The following is a 20,392-nucleotide window of genomic DNA, read 5'->3' as shown; positions in this document are numbered from 1 at the left end:
AGATCGACCGTGCGCCATGTCTCGACCCGGGGAGAAGCCCCCGCGCTTGGCTTTTCCGACGCCCTGCTGACCGGCCTCGCCCGGGATGGCGGCCTCTACATGCCGGAGAGCTGGCCGCAGCTGACGACGGACACGATCAAGGGCTTTTCCGGGCAGTCCTACGCCCAGGTCGCCAAGGCCGTGCTGGGGCCGCTGGTCGACGGCGACGTTCCCCAAGCCGACCTCGGCCGCATGATCGACGAGGCCTATGCCTCGTTTCGACATGCGGCCGTCTGCCCACTGACCCAGATCGGCGACAACCTCTTCGTCCTGGAGCTTTTCCACGGCCCGACGCTCGCCTTCAAGGACGTGGCGATGCAGTTGCTCGGCCGCCTCATGGACCATGTGCTGAAGGAGCGCGGCGCCCGCGCTACCATCGTGGGGGCCACCTCGGGCGATACGGGAAGCGCGGCGGTCGAGGCCTTCAAGGGGCTCGATCAGGTCGACATCTTCATTCTCTACCCCCATGGGCGCGTGTCGGACGTGCAGCGCCGTCAGATGACGACCGTGGCTTCGCCCAACGTCCATGCCCTGGCGGTCGAGGGCACCTTCGACGATTGCCAGAACATGGTGAAGGGCATGTTCAACCATGCCCGCTTCCGGGACGAGCTCCAGCTCTCGGGCGTGAACTCCATCAACTGGGCCCGCGTGGCCGCTCAGGCGGTCTATTACTTCACCGCAGCCGTGGCCCTGGGGTCGCCCCACCGGCCCGTCTCCTTCTCCGTCCCGACGGGCAATTTCGGCGACATCCTCGCCGGCTGGGCCGCCAAGCGCATGGGGCTTCCCATCGAGCGGCTGATGATCGGCACCAACGCCAACGACATCCTGGCCCGCACCCTCGGCTCCGGAGCCTACGAACTCAAGGGCGTGCAGCCTACGACCTCGCCCTCCATGGACATCCAGATCTCCTCCAATTTCGAGCGCCTGCTCTTCGAGGCCTATGACCGTGACGCGGGCGCGATCCGCCGCCTCATGGCGAACCTCAACCAGTCCCGCTCCTTCCTGATCGAGGCCGGGCCGCTGGCGCGCATCCGCGAGGAGTTCTCGGCCGCAGCCATGGACGAAGCCAAGGTGACGGACGAGATGGCCGAGACCTACCGCACGACCGGCTACATCCTCGATCCGCACAGCGCCGTCGGCACCCGCGCCGGACGCGCCCTGCTTCGCGAGAACCCACAGGTGCCTGTGGTCGCGCTCTCCACGGCCCATCCGGCCAAGTTCCCCGATGCGGTCGAGCGCGCGACCGGCATCCGCCCCGCCCTCCCGCCGCACATGGCCGACCTGATGGAGCGCCAGGAGCGTTTCACGATCGTCGCCAACGACCAGGCCGCCGTGGAGCGCTTCATCCGCGAACGCGCCCGCGCGCACCGGGGCGCAGCCGCATGAACCAGCATCTCGTCCACGAGAAGCGGATCGACATCACCAAGCTCGACAACGGCCTGATCGTCGCAACCGAAAGAATGCCGGAGATCGCCACCGCGACCCTCGGCGTCTGGGTGGGTACCGGCTCCCGGCACGAGGAGGCCCGCGAGCATGGCCTCTCGCACCTGATCGAGCATATGGCCTTCAAGGGCACGGCGCGGCGCTCCGCCCGGCAGATCGCCGAGGATATCGAGAATGTGGGCGGCGACATCAACGCGGCCACCAGCGTCGAGTATACGAGCTACACGGCACGGGTGCTGGGCGAGAACGTGGATGTCGCCCTCGACGTGCTGGGCGACATTCTCACCAACTCCGCCTTCGATGCGGGCGAACTGGCCCGCGAGAAGGGCGTGATCCTGCAGGAATACGCTGCCGTCGAGGATACCCCCGACGACCTGATCTACGATGCCTTCATGGAGACGGCCTTCCCCGGACAGTCCGTGGGCCGCCCGATCCTCGGCACGCCGGACACGATCAGAAGCTTCGACGAAGCGACCATCCGCGCCTTCATGGGACGGGAATACGCCCCGGGCAAGATGGTGCTCGCTGCCGCAGGCGACGTGGAGCACGCGCAGATCGTGGATCTCGCAGGACAGCTGTTCGGCGGTATGCCTGCCGTCGAGATCCAGCGCCAGCCGGAGCCCGGGCGCTATACGGGCGGCGAGAGGCGCATCCCGCGCAAGCTCGAACAGGCCAACATCGTCCTGGGCCTGCCGGGCCTCTCCTTCAAGGAGAAGGGTTATTACGCGGCCCATCTCTTCGCCCACATTCTCGGCGGCGGCCTGACCTCGCGCCTCTGGCACGAGGTGCGCGAGAACCGGGGCCTCGCCTATTCCATCGACGCCTTCCACTGGCCCTTCTCCGATACGGGCCTCTTCGGCATCGGAGCGGGCACGGCCGGCCCGGACGTGGCCGAACTGATGGACGTCACTCTCGATTGTCTGCGCGAGGCGACGGAGGACATCGGTGAGGTCGAGATCACCCGCGCCAAGGCCCAGATGAAGGTGGCCCTGCTGACGGCGCTGGAGACACCCGGCGGGCGCATCGAGCGCATCGCCCGTCAGCTCCTGTCCTGGGGGCGGATCGTGCCGAGCGAGGAGATCGTCCGCAAGGTCGACGCCCTGGACGCCGACCAGGTGCAGGAAGCGGGACGCCGTCTGCTGCAGGGGCCGCCGACCCTGGCGGCAATCGGTCCCATCAAGGGGCTGCCCACCCTGGAGAGCATCGCATCGCGGCTGCGGGCCTGAGGGCTTTCCGTCGCAGCTGACCTTTGGTCATGCCCGACTCTCCTCAATCCCGCCGCAAAGTGCCCCCATGGCCGCGTGGTTAACGATATCCATCGAGTCTTGCGGACAAGTGGCCCCCCTCCCCGGCCGCGCCTTGCCCTCGAGCCTCCTGACCGGTACCAATCCAGCTCCACCGTTTCGTACCGGACGAAAGACCGAAGCATTGCGGATCGTATCTTTCGCCATAGCCCTTCTCTTGGCGACTTTCGTGGGTCTCGTCTGGCCGTCCAGCGGCTGGGCGGTGGAATCGGTGCGGGTCGATCCCAAGATGAAGGCCATCGACCTCACATCCGCCATCGAGCGCTACAACTCGGACGGGGACGAGATCCGCATTTCCACGGCTCCGGGCCGCGACGGCATTGTGCGCCGCATCGCCGTGAAGGCACGCGAGGCGGGCACCCGCCCCGACTGGATCGTCTTCGCCCTCACCAACGATTCCGATGAGCAGGTGGACCGCCTTCTGGTGGCTCCCCACTTCCGCCTCACCAATTCCGGCGTCCTCTGGCCCGATCTCGGCTCGACCCGCATCGCCGCCATCACCGCCAGCCAGGGCATCCGGCCCGAGCGCGAGGACAGCGCGGATGCGGATATCTTCCTGATCACCCTCGACCCGGGCACGACCGTGACCTTCGTCGCGGAGCTGCGCTCCAACAACCTGCCGCAGCTCCACCTGTGGGATGCGGCAGCCTATACGGAGCGGGTCAACGGGCTGACCCTCTACAAGGGCATCATCATCGGCATCGCGGGCCTCCTTGCCCTGTTCCTCACCATCGTCTTCGTGGTGAAGGGCGCCCTCATCTTCCCGGCGGCGGCTGCGCTCGCCTGGGCGGTGCTGGCATATGCCTGCATCGATTTCGGCTTCTTCCAGCGGGTCTTCCCGATCACCGAGGCGACCGAGCAGATCTACCGCGCAGGCGCGGAGGCGGTGCTGGCGGCGACCCTCCTCGTCTTCCTCTACGCCTATCTCAACCTCAACCGCTGGCACGTGCGTTACAGCCATGTGGCGGCTTTCTGGCTTGTCTTCCTCGGGAGTCTGATCGGGCTCGCCATCTTCGACCCTCCCGTGGCCTCGGGCGTGGCGCGCATCTCGATCGCGGCGGTCGCGGCTATCGGCTTCGTCCTCGTGATCCATCTGGCGACCCACGGCTACGACCGGGCCATCATGCTGGTGCCCACTTGGCTGCTCCTCATCGCCTGGGTGTCGGCCGCGAGCTTCACCGTCGTGGGGCAGCTCGCCTCGGATCTGGTCCCCTCGGCCCTGGTCGGCGGCCTCGTGCTCATCGTCATGCTCATCGGCTTCACGGTGATGCAGCACGCCTTCGCGGGCGGACCCTTTGCGAAGGGCTTCGTGCCCGATACCGAGCGCCGGGCCCTGGCGCTCGCCGGTGCGGGCGACATCGTCTTCGACTGGGACGTGGTATCGGACCACATCTTCGTCAGCCCGGAAGTGGAGCACCAGCTCGGCCTGAAGCGCGGCGCGCTGGAAGGCCCAGCCTCCGACTGGCTCGACCTGATCCATCCCTTCGACAAGGACCGCTACCGAGCCGCCCTCGATGCGGTCATCGAGCAGCGCCGCGGCCGCCTCGTCCAGGATTTCCGCCTGCGCACGGCCTCCGGCTCCCATTACTGGTTCCGCCTCAAGTCCCGTCCGGTGATCGGCTCGGACGGAGAGGTCAACCGCATCGTCGGCACGCTCTCGGACGTCACCGATACCAAGACGGCGGAGGAGCGCCTGCTCCATGACGCGGTGCACGACAACCTGACGAGCCTGCCCAACCGCCAGCTCTTCTACGACCGGCTCGAAGCGGCGCTGACCTTCGCAAGCCAGGACGATTCCTTGCGTCCCACGGTGCTCGTCATCGACATCGACAAGCTGAAGAACACCAACGATGCCGCGGGCTTCGCCGCAGGCGACTCGATCCTGCTCACCCTCTCCCGCCGCCTGAGCCGCCTGCTCAAGCCTCAGGACACCCTTGCGCGCATCGCAGGCGACGAGTTCGCCATCATCCTGCTCTCGGAGCGCGAGCCCGACCGCATCATCGCCTTCGCCGACATGGTGCGCCGCGTCGTCACGACGCCCGTGACCTTCGCCGAGCGCGAGATCTTCCTCACCGCCTCCATCGGCATTGCCCTGCACGATCCGCAGATCGCGGCCCGGCGCGAGGAGGTGCTGCGCAACGCCGAGATCGCCATGGCCCATGCCAAGCGCAGCGGCGGCGACCGCATCGAGGTGTTCCGCCCCACCATGCGCTCGGACCGCAGCGACCACTTCGCCATGGAGAGCGATCTTCGCAAGGCGCTCGAGCGCAACGAGATGAAGGTGCTGTTCAAGCCCATCGTGCGCCTCGAGGACCGGACCATCGCAGGCTTCGAGTCGATGCTCCGCTGGGATCATCCGCGCCTGGGCCGCATCGGCCCCGAAGACTTCTTGTCGATCGCGGAGGAGACCGGGCAGATCGTGAGCCTGAGCGTCTTCCTCCTGGAGCAGACCGCGCGGGAACTCGCCGCATGGCAGAACGCCCTGGAGGTCGATCCGCCGATCTTCGCCAGCGTCAACATGTCGAGCCACCATCTTCTGCGGCACGACCTGCTCCAGGACGTGAAGGCCGTCATTGCCCGCACGGGAGTCCTCCCCGGCTCGCTCAAGATCGAGATGACCGAGAGCCTCGTGATGGAGAACCCGGAATATTCGGCGCAGATGCTCGCGCGGCTTCGCGACCTCGGCGCGGGGCTCTCGCTCGACGATTTCGGCACCGGCTATTCCGCCCTCTCCTACCTGCTGCGCTTCCCCTTCGACACGATCAAGATCGACGAGTCCTTCGTGCGCCAGATGGCCTCGGGCAAGCCGGTGATCCTGCGCTCCATCATCAAGATGGCGCACGAGCTCGGGATGGAGATCGTGGCGGAAGGCGCCGACAGCGAGTCGGAGGCCATCGAGCTCTACCAGCTCGGCTGCGAATATGCGCAGGGTCCGGTCTTCGGGGAGCCGATGTCGGTGCTTCAGGCCCGCCAGCTCGTGGGCGCGGCTCCGGAAGCGGCCTGAGCTTCGTCAAACCCTCAGGCGTGTCCCGCCTCGACAGAGAGCATGGCCGGGTCGATCCCGATCCGGCGCAGGGCGAGTTCATAGCGGGCATCGGCGGCGGTATTGAAGATCAGGTCCGCATCGGCCGGGCAGTTGAGCCAGCCATTGGCCTGCATTTCGAGCTCGAGCTGCCCCGCGCCCCAGCCGGCATAGCCGAGAGCCAGAACCGCGTTCTTCGGGCCATCGCCCCTGGCAATGGCCCGCAGGATGTCGACGGTGGCGGTCAGGCACACGCCTGCATCGATGGGCAGGGTCGACTGGGCGATGTGGAAATCGGGCGTGTGGAGCACGAAACCCCGGCTCGTCTCGACGGGCCCGCCGATCAGCACCTGCATCCGGCCGACATTCTGCGGCAGGCGGATGCGGTCGGGTTCAGGCACGATCTCCAGCTGCACCAGGAGATCGGGAAGGCTCACGTTCGGCGCAGGCCGGTTGAGAACGATGCCCATGGCCCCTTCCGCAGAGTGGGCGCAGACATAGATGACGGACCGGGCGAAGGGCTCGTCCACGATGCCGGGCATGGCCACGAGGCACTGGCCATCGAGGAAGGTCGGTTCGGCATCGTAAGGGGACGAAGGAAAGCTCATGTCTCGCATCTGCCTTGCGGGCAGCCCCTCGATCACAGGATCGTGGATGGCAGCCCCGGGGATAATCCGCATAAGGGAAGCGCGTCAGGGAGGCGTCAGTTCCATGGCAATCATGTTCCGCACCTTTTCAGTCATCACATTTTCGATCCTCGCGGTTTTTTCCGTTCTTGGACAGTCCCTCGCTTCCCCCTCGGCCCAGAATTTCCATTCCCGCGCCCGTCTGATCTCCGGCGGACAGGAGAACGGCACCTGGCTCGCAGGCATCGAGATCGCCCTTGATCCCGGCTTCAAGACCTATTGGCGCAACGCCGGCGATTCCGGCCTGCCGCCCCGTTTCGACTGGTCGGGCTCGGAGAACGCCTCCTCCATCGAGATCCAATGGCCCGCCCCCTCGCGCACCGAGGACGCGGCCGGCGTGGCCCATACCTATAGCGGGACAGTGGTCCTGCCGGTGCTGGTGAAGGCCAAGGAGCAGGGCAAGCCGGTCAAGCTCAAGCTCACCGCCGATTACGGGATCTGCAAGGACATCTGCATCCCGGCCCATGCGGAGATCGACACGGTTCTCTCCGGCAACGAGGCTAACCGCGCCGCGATCAGGAAGGCGCTGGCCAAGGTGCCGCGCCCGCAGGCGCTGGGCGCCGAGGGCGACCTGTCCGTGGTTTCCGTCGAGTCCCTGAAGCAGGACAAGCCCGGCCTCTCCGTCAAGGTCCGTGCACCGGACGGCGCAAAGCCCACCCTCTTCGCCGAAGGGCCGGAGGACTGGTATCTCTCGACCACGCTCCCCGACGGCGACAACCGCTTCACCGTCACGGTCGAGGAGAAACCGAAGAACACCGCGGGTCCCGTTCCCCTGCGCCTGACCCTTGTCGCCGGCGACAAGGCGGTGGAGACGGAGGTGAGCCTCGACGGCGGCGGACAGCCGCGCTAGGGATAGCTCCCTTATCGGCAAAGCTTCGGAGAAACTGCCCATGTCCATCCAGGTTGGCGAGCGCCTGCCCCAGGTCACTTTCCGCGTCATGACCCCCGAAGGCCCCGTGGCCAAGACCACGGACGACCTGTTCAAGGGCCGCAAGGTCGTTCTCGTCGCCGTTCCCGGTGCCTTCACCCCCACCTGCCACCGCAACCACCTGCCGGGCTACGTGCAGAAGAAGGACGAGATCATGGCCAAGGGCGTGGATTCGATCCTGGTCACCTCCGTCAACGACGTGTTCGTGCTGGACGCTTGGTCGAAGGCCACCGGAGCCGAGGAGATGGAGTTCCTGTCCGACGGCAATGCGGATTTCGCCAACGCCATCGGCCTTTCCATGGACGGCTCGGGCTTCGGCCTCGGCACGCGCTCCCAGCGCTATTCCATGGTGGTCGAGGACGGCGTCGTGAAGGCGATCAACGTGGAGGATGCGCCTTCCAAGGCCCAGAATTCCGGCGCCGACAACATCTTCAAGGATCTCTGATCCCAAAAAGGGCCCTCGCCCTGCCGTTCAGCGCGAGGGTCTTCCGTTCCCCTTCTTGAAGGGCTTCATGGCGGCCACCGCCAGTTCGTCCACGCGGATATTGGTGGGATCGTCCGCGTGCCCCTTCACCCAGTGCCAGGTGACCTGATGGCGTGACGCCGTCTCGTCGAGCTCCCGCCAGAGATCCTCGTTCTTCACCGGCTTGTTGTCCGCCGTGCGCCAGCCGCGGCGCTTCCAGTTGTGCATCCACTGGGTGATACCCTGGCGCACATATTGCGAGTCCGTGAAGAGATCGACCGCGCAGGGCCGGCTGAGCGCCCTCAGCCCCTCGATCGCCGCGCGGATCTCCATCCGGTTGTTGGTGGTATGCGCCTCGCCGCCGGAGACCTCCTTCTCCTTTCCCTTGAAGGAGAGGATCGCGGCCCAGCCGCCCGGCCCGGGATTTCCCGAGCAGGCGCCGTCCGTGTAGATCGTCACGCGGCCCATCCCGCTTATGTCCCGTCCGCTCATGCCTCGAGCCCGTATTCGCGCGCGTGCCGCACATGGCGGTGGAAGTTGAGCTTGCGGTCGTATTCCAGCGGGTCCTTCGGCTTCACCAGCGCGCCCGGCGGCACGTTGAGCCAGTCGACGAGACGGGTGAGCATGAAGCGCATGGCCGAGCCCCGGCAGAGCACGGGAAGCGCCTCCCTCTCCTCCGCATTCAAAGGCCGCACGGACTGGTAGCCCGCGAGCATCGCCCGTCCCTTCGTCAGGTTGAACGAGGCGTCGGCCTCGAAGCACCAGGCGTTGAGGCAGATCGCGACGTCGTAGGCGAAAGCGTCGGTGCAGGCGAAATAGAAATCGATCAGCCCCGACACTTCCGAGCCGATGAAGAACACGTTGTCGGTGAAGAGGTCGGCATGGATGATGCCGGTGGGCAGGCCCACAGGCCAAGCCTCCTCGAGGAGCGCGAGTTCCCGCCGCGTGCGCTCGGCGAGGCCCGGCGACACGGTGTCGGCCTGGGCCTCGGCCTGAGCGAAGAGCGGCCGCCAGGCGGGAAGCGAGAGCGCGTTGGGCCGGCTCATGGAGAAGCCCTCGCCGGCAAGGTGCAGCCTCGCCAGCGCCGCCCCAAGCGCTCCGCAATGCTGCGCCATCGGCCGGCGCACCGCGATGCCGTCCAGGAACGTGATGATGACGGCGGGACGTCCCGCCACCCGGCCCAGAGGCTCGCCGCGGCGGTTGTTGACCGGCAGCGGGCAGTTCAGGCCCTTCAGCGCCAGGTGCTGCATGAGGCCGAGGAAGAAGGGCAGGTCCGCCTCCCGCACCCTCTTCTCGTAGAGCGTGAGGATGTAGGAACCCTTCGTCGTGTGGAGAAAGTAGTTCGTGTTCTCCACGCCCTCGGCAATGCCCTTATAGGACATAACCGTGCCGATATCGTAGGTTTCGAGAAAGCTTGCGAGCTCCTCGTCGCTGACTTCCGTATAGACTGCCACGGGCTACTCCGCCGCCTGCTCGCGCAGCTCGCGCGGGAGAGGAAAGAACACGCTCTCATCCGCCGTCGACACGCTCTCTACATTCACCTCGTAGCGCTCGGCGAAGGCGTCGATGACCTCCTCCACCAGGATCTCGGGCGCGGAGGCCCCGGCCGTGATGCCCAGGCTCCGGATGCCGCCGAAGAGCGACCAGTCGATGTCCTCGGCGCGCAGGATCAGGCGCACCAGCGAGCAGCCTTCACGCTCGGCCACTTCCCGCAGGCGCTGGGAGTTGGAGGAGTTCGGAGAGCCCACCACGATCATGGCGTCGACCTGCGGGGCGACGCGCTTGACCGCCCCCTGGCGGTTGGTGGTGGCGTAGCAGATGTCCTCCTTGTGCGGCCCGACGATGGAGGGGAAGCGCTTTTTCAGCGCATCCACCATGTCCTGGGTGTCGTCGACCGAGAGGGTCGTCTGCGTGACGAAGGCGAGGTTGTCCGGATCGGCGGGCTGAAGCCTTGCGATGTCCTCCACGGTCTCGACCAGGGTCGCGGCCCCTTCCGGGAGCTGGCCCATGGTGCCGATAACCTCCGGATGTCCCGCATGGCCGATCAGGATGATATGGCGGCCCCTCTTAAAATGGACCTGCGCCTCCCGGTGGACCTTGGTCACCAGCGGACAGGTCGCGTCGATGGCGAAGAGATTGCGGGCCCTGGCCGCCTCGGGAACCGACTGGGGCACTCCATGGGCCGAGAAGATCACGGGCGCATCGGTATCCGGCACCTCGTCGAGTTCCCGGACGAAGACCGCTCCCTTCCGCTTCAGGTTCTCCACCACGTATTTGTTGTGGACGATCTCGTGGCGCACATAGACCGGCGCGCCGTGGATTGCGAGCGCCTTCTCGACGGCGTCGATGGCGCGCACGACCCCGGCGCAGAAGCCGCGCGGGGCGCAGAGCAGGATGTCGAGGGGTGGCTTCGTCATGATCCGGCGATGTGGCGAGAGCGGGCCCTTCCTGTCAAGCGGGAGCGACGCTTATTCCCGGCCAAGCTTAGGACCGTTTGCTCCTGCAGGAAATGGCGCAGCTTCCGCAATGTGTCGTTTCACGAGAAAAAATCCGGCTTCCGTTCGTCCCGTGCGCTTTGACACAAGACCCATCGGCTCCCCCGCAAGAAACGCTCGCTCTTCCCGCAAAGACTGCCTAGAAAGGTGAATACTCTCTCATTCTGCCCTGATCCCATGGCGAACGCAGCCTCCCACGTCAGCTTTCTTCCCCCCATCCTGACCTTCTGCGGAGCGGCGGCCGTGGCCGTGCCCGTCTTCAGGTTCATGGGACTCAGCGCCGTTCTCGGCTATCTCGCTGCAGGCGTCGTCATCGGCCCCTCAGGGTTAGGGCTCGTTGGCGATCCCGAAGACATCGCGACCGTCGCGGAACTCGGGGTCGTGCTCCTGCTGTTCATCATCGGCCTCGAGCTCAAGCTTTCCCATCTCTGGTCGATGAAGCGGGATATCTTCGGGCTCGGCCTCGCCCAGCTTGGGCTCACGGCCCTATGCCTCGGCACCGCCGCCCTCAGTCTCGGCTTCACGCCCCAGGCCTCCTTCGTCACCGGCATCGCCCTTGCGCTCTCGGCCACGGCCATCGCCCTGCAGATGCTGGGCGAGCGCAACGACCTCCAGACGCCTTATGGGCAGCGCTCATTCGCGATCCTGCTCTTCCAGGACATCTCGGTCGTGCCGATTCTCGCCATCCTGCCGCTGCTGGCCACCGGCACGGCCGCGGAGGGAGGATCCCTCCTCGACCGGCTTCTCGCCGTCGGGGAAACCGTGGCGGCCATCGCCGCCGTCGTGCTGGTCGGACGCTACGGGCTGAACCCGTTTTTCCGCATCCTTGCCCGGACCGGCGCGCGCGAGGTCATGACCGCCGCCGCCCTCCTCGTGGTGCTCGGCGCGGCCCTCCTTATGGACGAGGTCGGCCTCTCCATGGCGATGGGCGCATTCCTGGCAGGACTCCTGCTGGCCGAATCGAATTTCCGCCACCAGCTCGAGGCCGATATCGAGCCCTTCCGCGGCATCCTGCTCGGCCTGTTCTTCATGAGCGTGGGCATGTCGATCAACCTCGGCCTGGTGCGCGAGCAATGGGTCATGCTGGCGATCGCGGCTCCCACTGTCATCCTCGGCAAGACCATCCTCATCACCCTTCTGGAGAGGCTCTTCGGCTCGACCTGGCGCGAGAGCCTGCGCTCCGGCGCGCTTCTGTGCACGGCCGGCGAGTTCGCCTTCGTGCTGCTGCCCGTCGCCACCAGCCTCGGGCTCATGGCTCCCGAGATCGCCCAGCCTGTGACGGCGCTTGCCGCGCTCACCATGCTCCTCGGGCCGATCATGTCGACCCTGATCGAGAGAATGCTGCGCAACCGCCACGGCAGCGAAGCCCATCCCGACCTCAAGGGCCTGCACGTCCAGGAGGGCGAGCTGTCGAGCCGCGTTCTCGTCATCGGCTTCGGGCGCTTCGGGCAGATCGTGAACCAAGTGTTCCTGTCTCAGGGCATCGACGCCACGGTGATCGACCGGGATGTGGAGCGCATTCGCGACGCGGGCCGATTCGGCCTCAAGGTCTATTACGGGGACGGCACCCGCCTCGACGTGCTGCGCACCGCAGGGGCCGAGAAGGCCGAGATGATCTGCGTCTGCACCGACGATCCCGAGACCACGGCGAAGATCGTTGAGATCATCCACGAGAACTTCAGGAACGCCCGCAGCTTCGTGCGCGCCTATGACCGCATCCACGCCATCGAACTGATGAAGCTCGAAGTCGACTACCAGCTCAGGGAAGTGTTCGAATCCGCCATCGTCTTCGGCCGGGTGGCGCTAGAGGAACTCGGGATTGCGCCCGAGACTGCCGGCGAGACTGCAAACGACGTGCGCAAGCGCGATGTCGCGCGCCTCGTGCTGCAGAAGGAAATCGGTGCCATGGGCGGCGCGGAACTCATGGTCGGGGCGAAGATCGCCCCCGAACCCCTGGCGGCTCCGGCGAAGCGCGCCAAGGCGCTCAGCTCAGAGACCCGCGATATTCTCGGCGAAGGGGTCGTCTGATGGACGCGGAACCCAAGCCGGGGACGCTCGACGGGCACGCGACGGCTCCGCGCTTCGTGGTCGGCTCGACCATGCGCCATGTCCTCGTGATGACGGGAACGGCGACGGCCGGGCTGATTGCGATCTTCATCGTCGACTTCGTTTCGCTTCTCTACATCTCGTGGCTGAACGATCCGAGCATGACGGCGGGCGTCGGTCTCGCCACGGTGGTGATGTTCTTCACCGTCTCGATCAATGTCGGCCTGATGATCCCCATCGGCGCCCTGGTCTCGCGGGCGCTCGGCGCACGACGCCTCGACGATGCGCGCAGGCTTGCGACCTCCGGCACCATTCTCATGGCCCTGGTCGCCGCGGCCGTTAGCGGAATTATCCTGCCTCTGCTGCCGACGGTGCTTCATGCGCTCGGCGCGAACGAACAGACCTACCTCGTCGCCAGCAGCTTTCTCTGGATTGCACTGCCGACCAACGTGCTGATGGCCTTGGGGATGGGGCTTTCGACCGTCCTGCGCGCCGCGGGCGACGCGAGGCGCAGCATGTATGCCACGCTTTCCGTCGCGGCCGTCACGGTGGTGCTCGATCCACTTCTGATCTTCGGCCTCGACCTCAAATCCGACGGCGCGGCGATCACCATCAACATCGCCCGGGTCGCCTATCTCGCCGTTGCATACGGCTATGTCACGCGAGTCCACAAGCTGCTCGCCTACCCGCATCCGCACGCGGTCGCAGCCGATGCGCGCGCCTTCTTCGCCATCGCCGTCCCGGCAATCCTCACCAACATCGCGGCGCCCGCTTCCAACGCCTTCTTCACCGGCGTCATGGCCCAGTTCGGCGATCAGGCCATCGCCGCCTCCGCCATCATCGACCGGGTGACGCCGCTCGCTTTCGCCGGCCTTTTCGCGCTCGCGGGAGCCATCGGTCCCGTGCTCGGGCAGAACTGGGGCGCGCAGCGCTACGACCGGATGCAACAGGTCCTCAAGGACGCCCTCACCTTCACGGTGGTCTATGTCGGCGTGGTCTGGCTGATCCTGTTCCTCGTGCGCGTCCCGCTGACCCAGATCTTCAACGCACCTCCCTTGACGGCGGAGCTGGTGCAGTTCTTCTGCCAGCTCAGCGGGTTCATCTGGTTCTTCGTCGCCCTGGTCTTCGTGGCGAACGCCTCCTTCAACAATCTCGGCTATCCGCTGCTCTCGACTTTCTTCAACTGGGGACGGGCAACGCTCGGCATGATCCCCTTCGCCTATTTCGGCGCGCAGATCGGCGGGCCCAAGGGCGCCCTCCTCGGGATCGGTATCGGGTCTGTCGCGTTTGGCATTGCAGCCATCTTAACGGCGTTCTGGACAATCAGGCGCCTGGAGAGGCAAGCTGTTCCGGCGTTGTAAGTCAGCAGGGGGCGAAGCGTCGCCTTCAGGGAGGCCGCCCATGTTCAACTGGTTCGATCTCGTGCAGCAGGCCCAGGCGCATGCGGGCCTCAGCGCCCTCACCCGGCAGTTCCAGCTCTCGAACGATCAGATGCAGAAGGCCATGGCGGCCATCATGCCGGCCTTTGCCATGGGGCTGCAGCACAACATAGCCTCCAACCCTGCCCAGTTCTTCCAGTCGATGATGGGCGGGGCCTTCCCGAATCCCTGGCAGGGGACAGGGCAGGCCTTCGCGGCACAGGCGCAGCAGGAGGGCCGCAGGGTCCTTGATCAGATCTTCGGCTCTGACGAGGTCAGCCGCCGCGTCGCCCATCAGGCCGCCGACTTTGCGGGGATCAGCGTCGAGACCATGCAGCAGTTGCTGCCGGTCTTTGCCGGGCTCTTCGCCGGGGCGATGTCGCAATGGGCGATGGCTCAGACCCAGGCGATGCAGGCCTTCGCCCCTCAGGCCGGAGCCGCCCAGGGCGATCAGAAAGCCGCCAATCCCCCGATGGATCTCTGGGGCGGCTGGATGAAGACCGCATCTCCGGACGAGCAGAGCAAGGCTTCGTCCGGGCAGGAACGGGCGACCCCCGCGGCCAATCCCTTCGAGGGGATGATGACGGCCTTCATGCAGATGCCCCAGGCTCCGAAACCGGAGGAGCAGCCGAACCCGGCCGGGCCGGCTGCTCCCTGGGAGGAGATGATGGAGAAGGGGCGCGAGATGCAGGCGCAGTACATCGCGTCCCTTCAGTCGATCTTTGCGGATGCCTGGAAGATCGACCTCAAGAAGCCCTGAGCGTCGACCGTTTCACAACCGGAACCACCGGCCGTCCGGCGCGGACAGAAAGGGCTGCCCGCCTCGTCCGACCATGCTGCTCCGCACATCGAACCAACACCGCGGAGGGCGTCCGGATGAGCGGTTCCGACAGCGCCGAATCCACATCGCTGCGGCACAGACCGATGTCCTGCAGCATCCGGTCGTCGAACTCGGCGAGGTGCAGGACCTCCCGGCGGTCCTTGAGGGCCGCGAAGAAGCGGAGGACCGTGCGCGTCACCTGGCCCAGGACGCTCGATCCGGGAACATTCATCACAGGGTTTGCAGACCGGTTCATCGGTGGTCTCCTTCGCGTTCAATCTCAATTCTGCCGCGGTGAAGCGGTGGAATGGCTTCAAGGATGTGCCGGAGAAAGGTGAGAGGACTGCCGGAAATCTTCCGAAGCATTCCACATCGATATTTCGCCTAGTCCGCTGAAATGATTATTGGATTTCAACATCCACAGATTTTATACCACGGGCCATTTCATCACTTGAAGCGATTGTTTGAGATATGTATCATCACTGATCTTGATGATGGGGCTAAAGGCATGCACCTTCTCGATATCGACCAGCTTCGGACCTTCGTCGCGATTTCGGATACGGGGTCCTTCACCCGCGCGGCGGAGACCGTGCACAAGACGCAGAGCGCCGTGTCCATGCAGATGAAGCGGCTGGAGGACCGGGTCGGCAAGCCGCTCTTCGAGCGCGACGGGCGGCTCTCCAAGCTCACCGACGAGGGCGAGCGCCTGCTGGACTATGCCCGCCGGATCGTGCGCCTGAATGCGGAATGCATGGCCTCCTTCGAGGACAACAAACTCACCGGCCGGGTGCGGCTCGGCCTCCCGGACGACTACGCCGACCGCTACCTGCCGGAGATCCTGGCCCGCTTCTCGCGCTCCAACCCCAAGGCCGAGGTGACGGTGGTGTGCGAACCGACGCACAACCTGATCGAGCGCATGCAGCACGGCGACTTGGACCTCGCCATCATCACCCACATGGACCGGCGCGGCCCCTCCGAGATCGTGCGGATCGAGCAGCTCCTGTGGGTCACCTCCGCCCGCCACGGGGTGCATGAGGAATCGCCGACTCCGCTGGCCATGGGCCGTCCCAACTGCGACTGGCGCCACTCCGCGACGGAGGCGCTGGAGGGCGCGAACCGTCCCTACCGCATCGCCTATGTGAGCTGGCATTCGACCGCCGTGGGCGCGGCGGTGCTGGCGGGGCTCGCGGTCTCGGTGCTGCCGGAGAGCGCGGTGCGCCCCGGCATGCGGATCCTCGGCCCCTCCGACGGCTATCCCGCCCTGCCCTCCTGCAAGATCGGGCTCATCCGCGCCCGCGGCGCGGAGAACCCGCTCGCCGATGCGCTCGGCGTCCACATCAAGCAGTCGCTGGACAATCTGGGCGCGGCCCGCGCGCCGCTCCCGGTCGCGGCGGAGTAGCCTTACCTCGCCGCCGGGCGGCGCAGGACGAGGATGTTGCCCACGAGCGCGCAGGCGACGCCGATCACCGCAAGCGGCGTCCACGCGTAGCCCTCGACCGCGGTCGAGACGGCGAGAGCCACGATGGGAAACAGCACCGTGGCATAGCCCGCCCGCGCGGCCCCGAGGCGGCGCAGCAGCGTCAGATAGGACATGAAGGCCAGCACGGACGCCCCCACGGACAAATACAGAAGCGAGCCGATGTACTTCGCCGTGGGCTCGATGATGAAGGCGTTGCCGCGCACCAGGTTCAGCGCCAGCAGCACCACGCAGCCATAGGTCATGCCCCAGGCGGTGGCCGAGAGCAGCGGCACGCCCCGGCGCTGCACGACCGTCGAGACCATGTTGCCGGAGCAGAAGAACAGCGTGCCTATCACGCAGAGCCCGAGCCCCCACAAGGCCGCCGTATTGAAGCCCGCGCCCGCGATCTCCGGCCAGAACAGAAGGCCGATCCCGGCAAACCCGATCACGCCGCCCAGCGCCACCCGCGGCTCGACCCTCTGGCGGAAGATGAGAAAGCCGAGGACGAGGTTGAACACGGAGGCCAGCGAGAACACCACCGAGAGCAGGCCCGAGGGAATGCTCAGCCCTCCGTAATAGAACGAGATGAAGTTTAACGAGAACAGGCAGCACCCCACCGCGGCGAAGCGCAGGTGATCGCCGAGCGCGAACCGCACCCGGTGTCCCGTGGCGAGAACCCAGCCCCACATGAGAACGGCCGCGAGCAGGAACCGCCACAGCACCGACATTTCCGGCGCCACGATCCCGAGCTGGGCCCTGATCCCGATCCAGCTCACGCCCCACAGGAACACGGTGGCCACATAAAGGCCGAGCGTGCTCCCGTCGATCCGCGCCGGCGCGGGGGCTGCGGCAGGGGCAAGGGCGGCTTGGGTCATGGTCGTTCCGATGTGGTGATGCACCCCCGCTTTAAGCCCGAACCCCCCATCAGCACAAATGATGAAAAATGATCGGTTGCTCCTGAAACGCTGATGAAACGTTTCATGGCAATGCCCTGTAATGCCCTGCAAGATTCCCTGAAAGGCCCTGAAATCCGTTACAGCCCCGTTTCAGCGCTCCAGGGCAGGCGGCGCGGCCAGGCCCGGCACGATGTCGGTGTTCTGGGCCACCCGGATCGTCCAGCCGTCCGCCGCCTCGGTCGCGATGAGGAGCAGGATGCCCCGCCTGATCCCGCCGCGGCTGCCGTCGGGCTCGAGCTGGCCTTCGAGCGTCCAGGTCACGTGCAGGGCGGCGACGCCCGGGGCGAGGGGCGTCATGGCGGCGAGAACGCCGGAGAGTTGGCTGTCCCTGAACAGGGTGGCGTGGGTGGCCTCATGGGCGGCCGCGATCTCGGCGCGGCTCGTCCACCACATCCCGACCACGTTGACGAAATGGGCGTCCTCGGCGAACAGGCCGGCGAGCGTGTTCATGTCGTGCCGGTTCCACGCCTCCATGAAGGCATCCGGTATCTCCTCCAGGCGCGGCATCGCGGCCCCCTTTCCGGCAAAGCCCCCTCCCCGCCGCCATCATAGAGGCAGCCACACGTCTGCGCTCTGTCCCTTTCGGATGAGCCCCGTCGGAAGGCGGACGGGCGCTTCGCAGGCGGTTACTGCTGGCCGGGCCGGTAGGTCTCGGGCGGCTGATCGGTCTCCTCGAGCCGCGTCGGATCGAGGCCCGCCTCCTCCATGGCCGCTTCCGCCGCCTCGCGCGCCTCCTCGTCGAGGTCGGGCGAGCGGGAGAGAATCCAGCCGAACCCTTCGCCCGGCCCGCGGACCACCGCCCAGGAATAGCGCCCGTCCTCGACCGGGGCCGACCGCCTCGATCACGAAATTCGCCTCGCCGTCGTCCGGCGTTTGCGGAAAGTCGACCTTGAGGCGGCGGAAATCGTCGCCCACGACCTTGGCCGTTCCCTCGACGCGGTTCACGCTGCCGTCGGGCCGGTCGCAGCGGTTGAGCACCCGCACGGTCCGAGGATCGACGATCTCGTAAGAGGCGGTCACGCCGCCGTCACAGGGCTCCTGGAACGGCGTCGGGGTGCGGGCGACCTCGTACCACAGGCCCGCATAGGCCTTGGGGTCCACCCTGGTCTGCGAACCGGCTGCCTTCTCCTGCGCCTGGGCGCCGACGGCGGTCAGGGCTGCGGCAAGAAACGTGGCGGACGCCAGGGCCTTCATCGCGAATCTCCTCTTCGGGTTGATCGGCGCCGCAAATCCCGGTTCCGGTCCACGGGGCGATGCCTAGAGCGCCCTTTCGGATGAGACCCCGGCGCGAACCGGCGCGAGGCCGCAGGCCGTCGCGGGACGCAAGCGCCACTCCCTCCCCGTATTCGGGAAAGGCTAGGGGGGTGGTCCGACCGGGCGAGAGGCCGGACCAGGAGGCCACGCCCGACTCCCTCTCCCGCACGGGCGAGGGAAAACCGATCCCCGCTCCAAGCTTGACTCTTTTCACCGCACCGCTATTTTGTTCTTGTTTTGTTCGAAAGCCGGAAGAGCCATGGCCATGACCGACGCATCCTCCCCGTCCCCGCCCGGCAAGCCCGCCGATCTCGCCGCCGGGTTCCGGGAGAAGCTGTCGGCCGACCGCATCGGGCAGATGCGGAATCTGGTGGAGGGCACGACGCAATCCTACCAGCGGCATCGGGCAGGAGGTCGGCGTTTCCGCCGCCACCGTGTCCCGCTACGCCACGCAAGGGGGCTGGCGGCGTCCGCCGGGCGCGGCGGCTCCGGCGCGGGTCGTCAACCGGCCCGACCGCTCGGGCCATGCCCGGGAGCGGGTCACCGAAAAGCTCTGGCGGCTCACCGAGCGCCACGCGGCGGCTCTCGAGGAGCAGCCCCTCGACATCGCCCAGCGCTCCCTCCAGCCGCTGGCCCGCATCACCCGCGTCCTCGGCGAGATCGAGAAGCATGTCCGCCCGGCCTATCCGGAGCACGATCCCTATGGCGAGCCCGAACAACCCCGCCGCAGCATCCACGAACTGCGGGACGAACTCGACGGCCAACTCAACCGCATCATTCGAGAGGAAGAGGAGTTCGAGGAGCGGTGGGGGCGAACCTTCGAGAATGGCGCGGGGATTTGATTGGGCGAGACTACTTGCGGCTAAGTGCGAGCATCTCCCAACCAGCAGCAACTCAGGCTGATCCACTGCACACATTCTGCTGATCTGAAGCGAACTGCTACAGAATTAGCAGCGAGCGTGTCGCCGCCATCCCTTAAATAGTCAATAACCTCTGCGATGCCACATGCTCGCTCGCGCTGATGCGAATGATGACGGGGCGCCTCCCTAGTCCCTCTCTGCGGCCACGGGAACGGTAGTATGCGATCTCAGCGAAGAACGCGGCACCACGCCAATAATCTGCAAAGAAGACAGCTTCTGAGCAACGCTGAGTAAGTTCTGCATCGTCACGCCAGATCGGAACTTCGCCGGGCTTCAGACCATCACGGTAGATCGCCTTCAATCGTGCGAACATCGTGCCATGATAGAGATAGCGGGGTGTTCTCAGCACCGGCCCTCCTACGGGGGGAACTTCGGACACTGAACTGGTCAGAAGCAAGCGGACCAGTTGCTTACAACATGACGACTTGAGGAAGGCGGCCCTATGGGGGACATCGCGTTTGTGTTTACGGAGAAATGCCCTCTCAGCATCTCTCACCAAACATTGCTCGCTGTGTCCATTGCTCGGGACGCACTGGGTCTTGAGGTAGAGGAAACCATTACACGGTTCTGTCCAGCATTCGCCTCACCTTGGTGGCTAGCTCGGCATAGGTGAAAGGCTTCCCGATCAGATGCATCCCAGGGTCAAGGCGACCATGGTGGACGATGGCGTTCGAGGTGTAGCCCGTGGTGAACAGAACCGGCAGCCCCGGCTTGCGCCGGGAAACCTCGTCAGAAAGCGCACGCCCGTTCATCCCCCCGGTCAGAACGACATCGGTAAAGAGTAGGTCGATCTCCGGATGCCGCTCGACAATCTCTAGAGCCTCCCGACCCTCGGCCGCCTCAAGAACGCGGTACCCAAGATCACGGAGTGTCTCAGTGGTGTAGGCTCGCAGATCGGGCTCGTCCTCCACAACCAGGATAGTCTCGCCTGCCCCCCGCACCATGACTGGGCTCTTTGCCGGCATCTCGGCAGGCTCCTCATCGGAGCCGATCAGGCGGGGCAGGTAGATCTTGATCGTCGTGCCTTCGCCCAGTTCGCTGTTGATCCTTACATGACCGTTGGACTGCCGGACGAAGCCATACACCTGGCTCAGGCCCAATCCAGTTCCCTTGCCGGCTTCCTTGGTCGTGAAGAACGG

General features: G+C 66.1%; 20 protein-coding genes. 10 read left to right on the top strand and 10 right to left on the bottom strand.

Features of this window, described 5'->3' with window-relative positions; genetic code table 11:
• Positions 1–9: 9 nt before the first annotated feature.
• The 3 genes from thrC (at position 10) to LG661_RS04070 (ending at position 5,790) form a co-directional block, all read left to right on the top strand.
• Positions 10–1,425, top strand: coding sequence for a threonine synthase (gene thrC, locus LG661_RS04080; protein WP_230530596.1), 1,416 nt, complete (start codon positions 10–12; stop codon positions 1,423–1,425).
• A complete protein-coding gene (locus LG661_RS04075; RefSeq protein WP_230530595.1) occupies positions 1,422–2,708 on the top strand; it encodes a M16 family metallopeptidase in 1,287 nt (428 codons plus the stop codon). The genes thrC and LG661_RS04075 overlap by 4 nt, the downstream gene beginning before the upstream one ends.
• A 202-nt stretch (positions 2,709–2,910) precedes the next feature.
• Positions 2,911–5,790 (top strand): EAL domain-containing protein, encoded by a 2,880-nt coding sequence (locus LG661_RS04070; RefSeq protein WP_407666640.1) that lies wholly within the window; start codon positions 2,911–2,913, stop codon positions 5,788–5,790.
• A 14-nt stretch (positions 5,791–5,804) separates the two neighbouring features.
• On the opposite strand, the gene LG661_RS04065 is transcribed toward LG661_RS04070, so the two are convergent.
• Complete coding sequence (locus LG661_RS04065) at positions 5,805–6,425, bottom strand: YqgE/AlgH family protein (RefSeq protein WP_230530753.1); 621 nt, start codon at positions 6,423–6,425, stop codon at positions 5,805–5,807.
• A gap of 94 nt (positions 6,426–6,519) precedes the next feature.
• Here LG661_RS04065 and LG661_RS04060 point away from each other — a divergent pair, with 94 nt between their 5' ends.
• Positions 6,520–7,344 carry a protein-disulfide reductase DsbD domain-containing protein gene (locus LG661_RS04060; protein ID WP_230530594.1) on the top strand — a complete coding sequence of 275 codons (825 nt, stop codon included), beginning with the start codon at positions 6,520–6,522 and terminating at the stop codon, positions 7,342–7,344.
• Between the two features lie 40 nt (positions 7,345–7,384).
• Positions 7,385–7,867 (top strand): peroxiredoxin, encoded by a 483-nt coding sequence (locus tag LG661_RS04055; protein WP_230530593.1) that lies wholly within the window; start codon positions 7,385–7,387, stop codon positions 7,865–7,867.
• Between the two features lie 27 nt (positions 7,868–7,894).
• Here the strand turns inward: LG661_RS04055 and rnhA are convergent, their stop codons facing one another.
• The 3 genes from rnhA to ispH are packed head-to-tail and all read right to left on the bottom strand — an operon-like array spanning position 7,895 to position 10,302.
• Complete coding sequence (rnhA, locus tag LG661_RS04050) at positions 7,895–8,353, bottom strand: ribonuclease HI (protein WP_322098838.1); 459 nt, start codon at positions 8,351–8,353, stop codon at positions 7,895–7,897.
• Positions 8,354–8,373: 20 nt separating this feature from the next.
• Complete coding sequence (locus tag LG661_RS04045; protein WP_230530591.1) at positions 8,374–9,339, bottom strand: homoserine kinase; 966 nt, start codon at positions 9,337–9,339, stop codon at positions 8,374–8,376.
• A gap of 3 nt (positions 9,340–9,342) precedes the next feature.
• Complete coding sequence (gene ispH, locus LG661_RS04040) at positions 9,343–10,302, bottom strand: 4-hydroxy-3-methylbut-2-enyl diphosphate reductase (protein ID WP_230530590.1); 960 nt, start codon at positions 10,300–10,302, stop codon at positions 9,343–9,345.
• A 255-nt stretch (positions 10,303–10,557) separates the two neighbouring features.
• Between ispH and LG661_RS04035 the strand changes: the two genes are divergently transcribed.
• Genes LG661_RS04035 through LG661_RS04025 form a run of 3 tightly spaced genes read left to right on the top strand, consistent with a single transcriptional unit; the run spans position 10,558 to position 14,604 of the window.
• Positions 10,558–12,408: a monovalent cation:proton antiporter-2 (CPA2) family protein gene (locus LG661_RS04035; RefSeq protein ID WP_230530589.1), complete on the top strand. Its 1,851-nt coding sequence runs from the start codon at positions 10,558–10,560 to the stop codon at positions 12,406–12,408.
• Complete coding sequence (locus tag LG661_RS04030; protein ID WP_230530588.1) at positions 12,408–13,787, top strand: MATE family efflux transporter; 1,380 nt, start codon at positions 12,408–12,410, stop codon at positions 13,785–13,787. The genes LG661_RS04035 and LG661_RS04030 overlap by 1 nt, the downstream gene beginning before the upstream one ends.
• A 40-nt stretch (positions 13,788–13,827) precedes the next feature.
• On the top strand, positions 13,828–14,604 hold the full coding sequence (locus tag LG661_RS04025; protein ID WP_230530587.1) for a DUF937 domain-containing protein: 777 nt from the start codon (positions 13,828–13,830) through the stop codon (positions 14,602–14,604).
• Here LG661_RS04025 and LG661_RS04020 read toward each other — a convergent pair.
• Positions 14,591–14,920 (bottom strand): DUF1127 domain-containing protein, encoded by a 330-nt coding sequence (locus LG661_RS04020; protein ID WP_230530586.1) that lies wholly within the window; start codon positions 14,918–14,920, stop codon positions 14,591–14,593. The genes LG661_RS04025 and LG661_RS04020 overlap by 14 nt on opposite strands.
• A gap of 252 nt (positions 14,921–15,172) precedes the next feature.
• Here LG661_RS04020 and LG661_RS04015 point away from each other — a divergent pair, with 252 nt between their 5' ends.
• Entirely contained in the window at positions 15,173–16,063 is an 891-nt protein-coding gene (locus tag LG661_RS04015; RefSeq protein WP_230530585.1) for a LysR substrate-binding domain-containing protein, read from the top strand.
• A 2-nt stretch (positions 16,064–16,065) separates the two neighbouring features.
• On the opposite strand, the gene LG661_RS04010 is transcribed toward LG661_RS04015, so the two are convergent.
• The 3 genes from LG661_RS04010 to LG661_RS25660 all read right to left on the bottom strand — a co-directional run bounded on the left by LG661_RS04010 (position 16,066) and on the right by LG661_RS25660 (position 18,273).
• Positions 16,066–16,998 carry a DMT family transporter gene (locus tag LG661_RS04010; RefSeq protein ID WP_230530584.1) on the bottom strand — a complete coding sequence of 311 codons (933 nt, stop codon included), beginning with the start codon at positions 16,996–16,998 and terminating at the stop codon, positions 16,066–16,068.
• Positions 16,999–17,169: 171 nt separating this feature from the next.
• A complete protein-coding gene (locus tag LG661_RS04005) occupies positions 17,170–17,586 on the bottom strand; it encodes an SgcJ/EcaC family oxidoreductase (RefSeq protein WP_230530583.1) in 417 nt (138 codons plus the stop codon).
• Between the two features lie 39 nt (positions 17,587–17,625).
• Positions 17,626–18,273, bottom strand: a complete 648-nt coding sequence (locus tag LG661_RS25660; RefSeq protein ID WP_230530582.1) for a lipocalin family protein — start codon at positions 18,271–18,273, stop codon at positions 17,626–17,628.
• 494 nt (positions 18,274–18,767) lie between these two features.
• Between LG661_RS25660 and LG661_RS03995 the strand changes: the two genes are divergently transcribed.
• Positions 18,768–19,175 (top strand): hypothetical protein, encoded by a 408-nt coding sequence (locus LG661_RS03995; RefSeq protein WP_230530581.1) that lies wholly within the window; start codon positions 18,768–18,770, stop codon positions 19,173–19,175.
• A 133-nt stretch (positions 19,176–19,308) separates the two neighbouring features.
• On the opposite strand, the gene LG661_RS03990 is transcribed toward LG661_RS03995, so the two are convergent.
• Both LG661_RS03990 and LG661_RS03985 read right to left on the bottom strand, forming a co-directional pair.
• The gene (locus LG661_RS03990; RefSeq protein WP_230530580.1) at positions 19,309–19,602 is read right to left on the bottom strand and encodes a hypothetical protein; all 294 of its coding nucleotides are present in this window, start codon (positions 19,600–19,602) and stop codon (positions 19,309–19,311) included.
• 208 nt (positions 19,603–19,810) lie between these two features.
• A partial coding sequence (locus LG661_RS03985; RefSeq protein ID WP_230530579.1) for a response regulator occupies positions 19,811–20,392 on the bottom strand: 582 nt, incomplete at its 5' end.

Source organism: Microvirga roseola (genome assembly GCF_020866965.1).
Lineage (GTDB): Bacteria > Pseudomonadota > Alphaproteobacteria > Rhizobiales > Beijerinckiaceae > Microvirga > Microvirga roseola.
The sequence above is the reverse complement of the archived record's forward strand: the minus strand, read 5'-3'. Positions and strand labels throughout refer to the sequence as shown.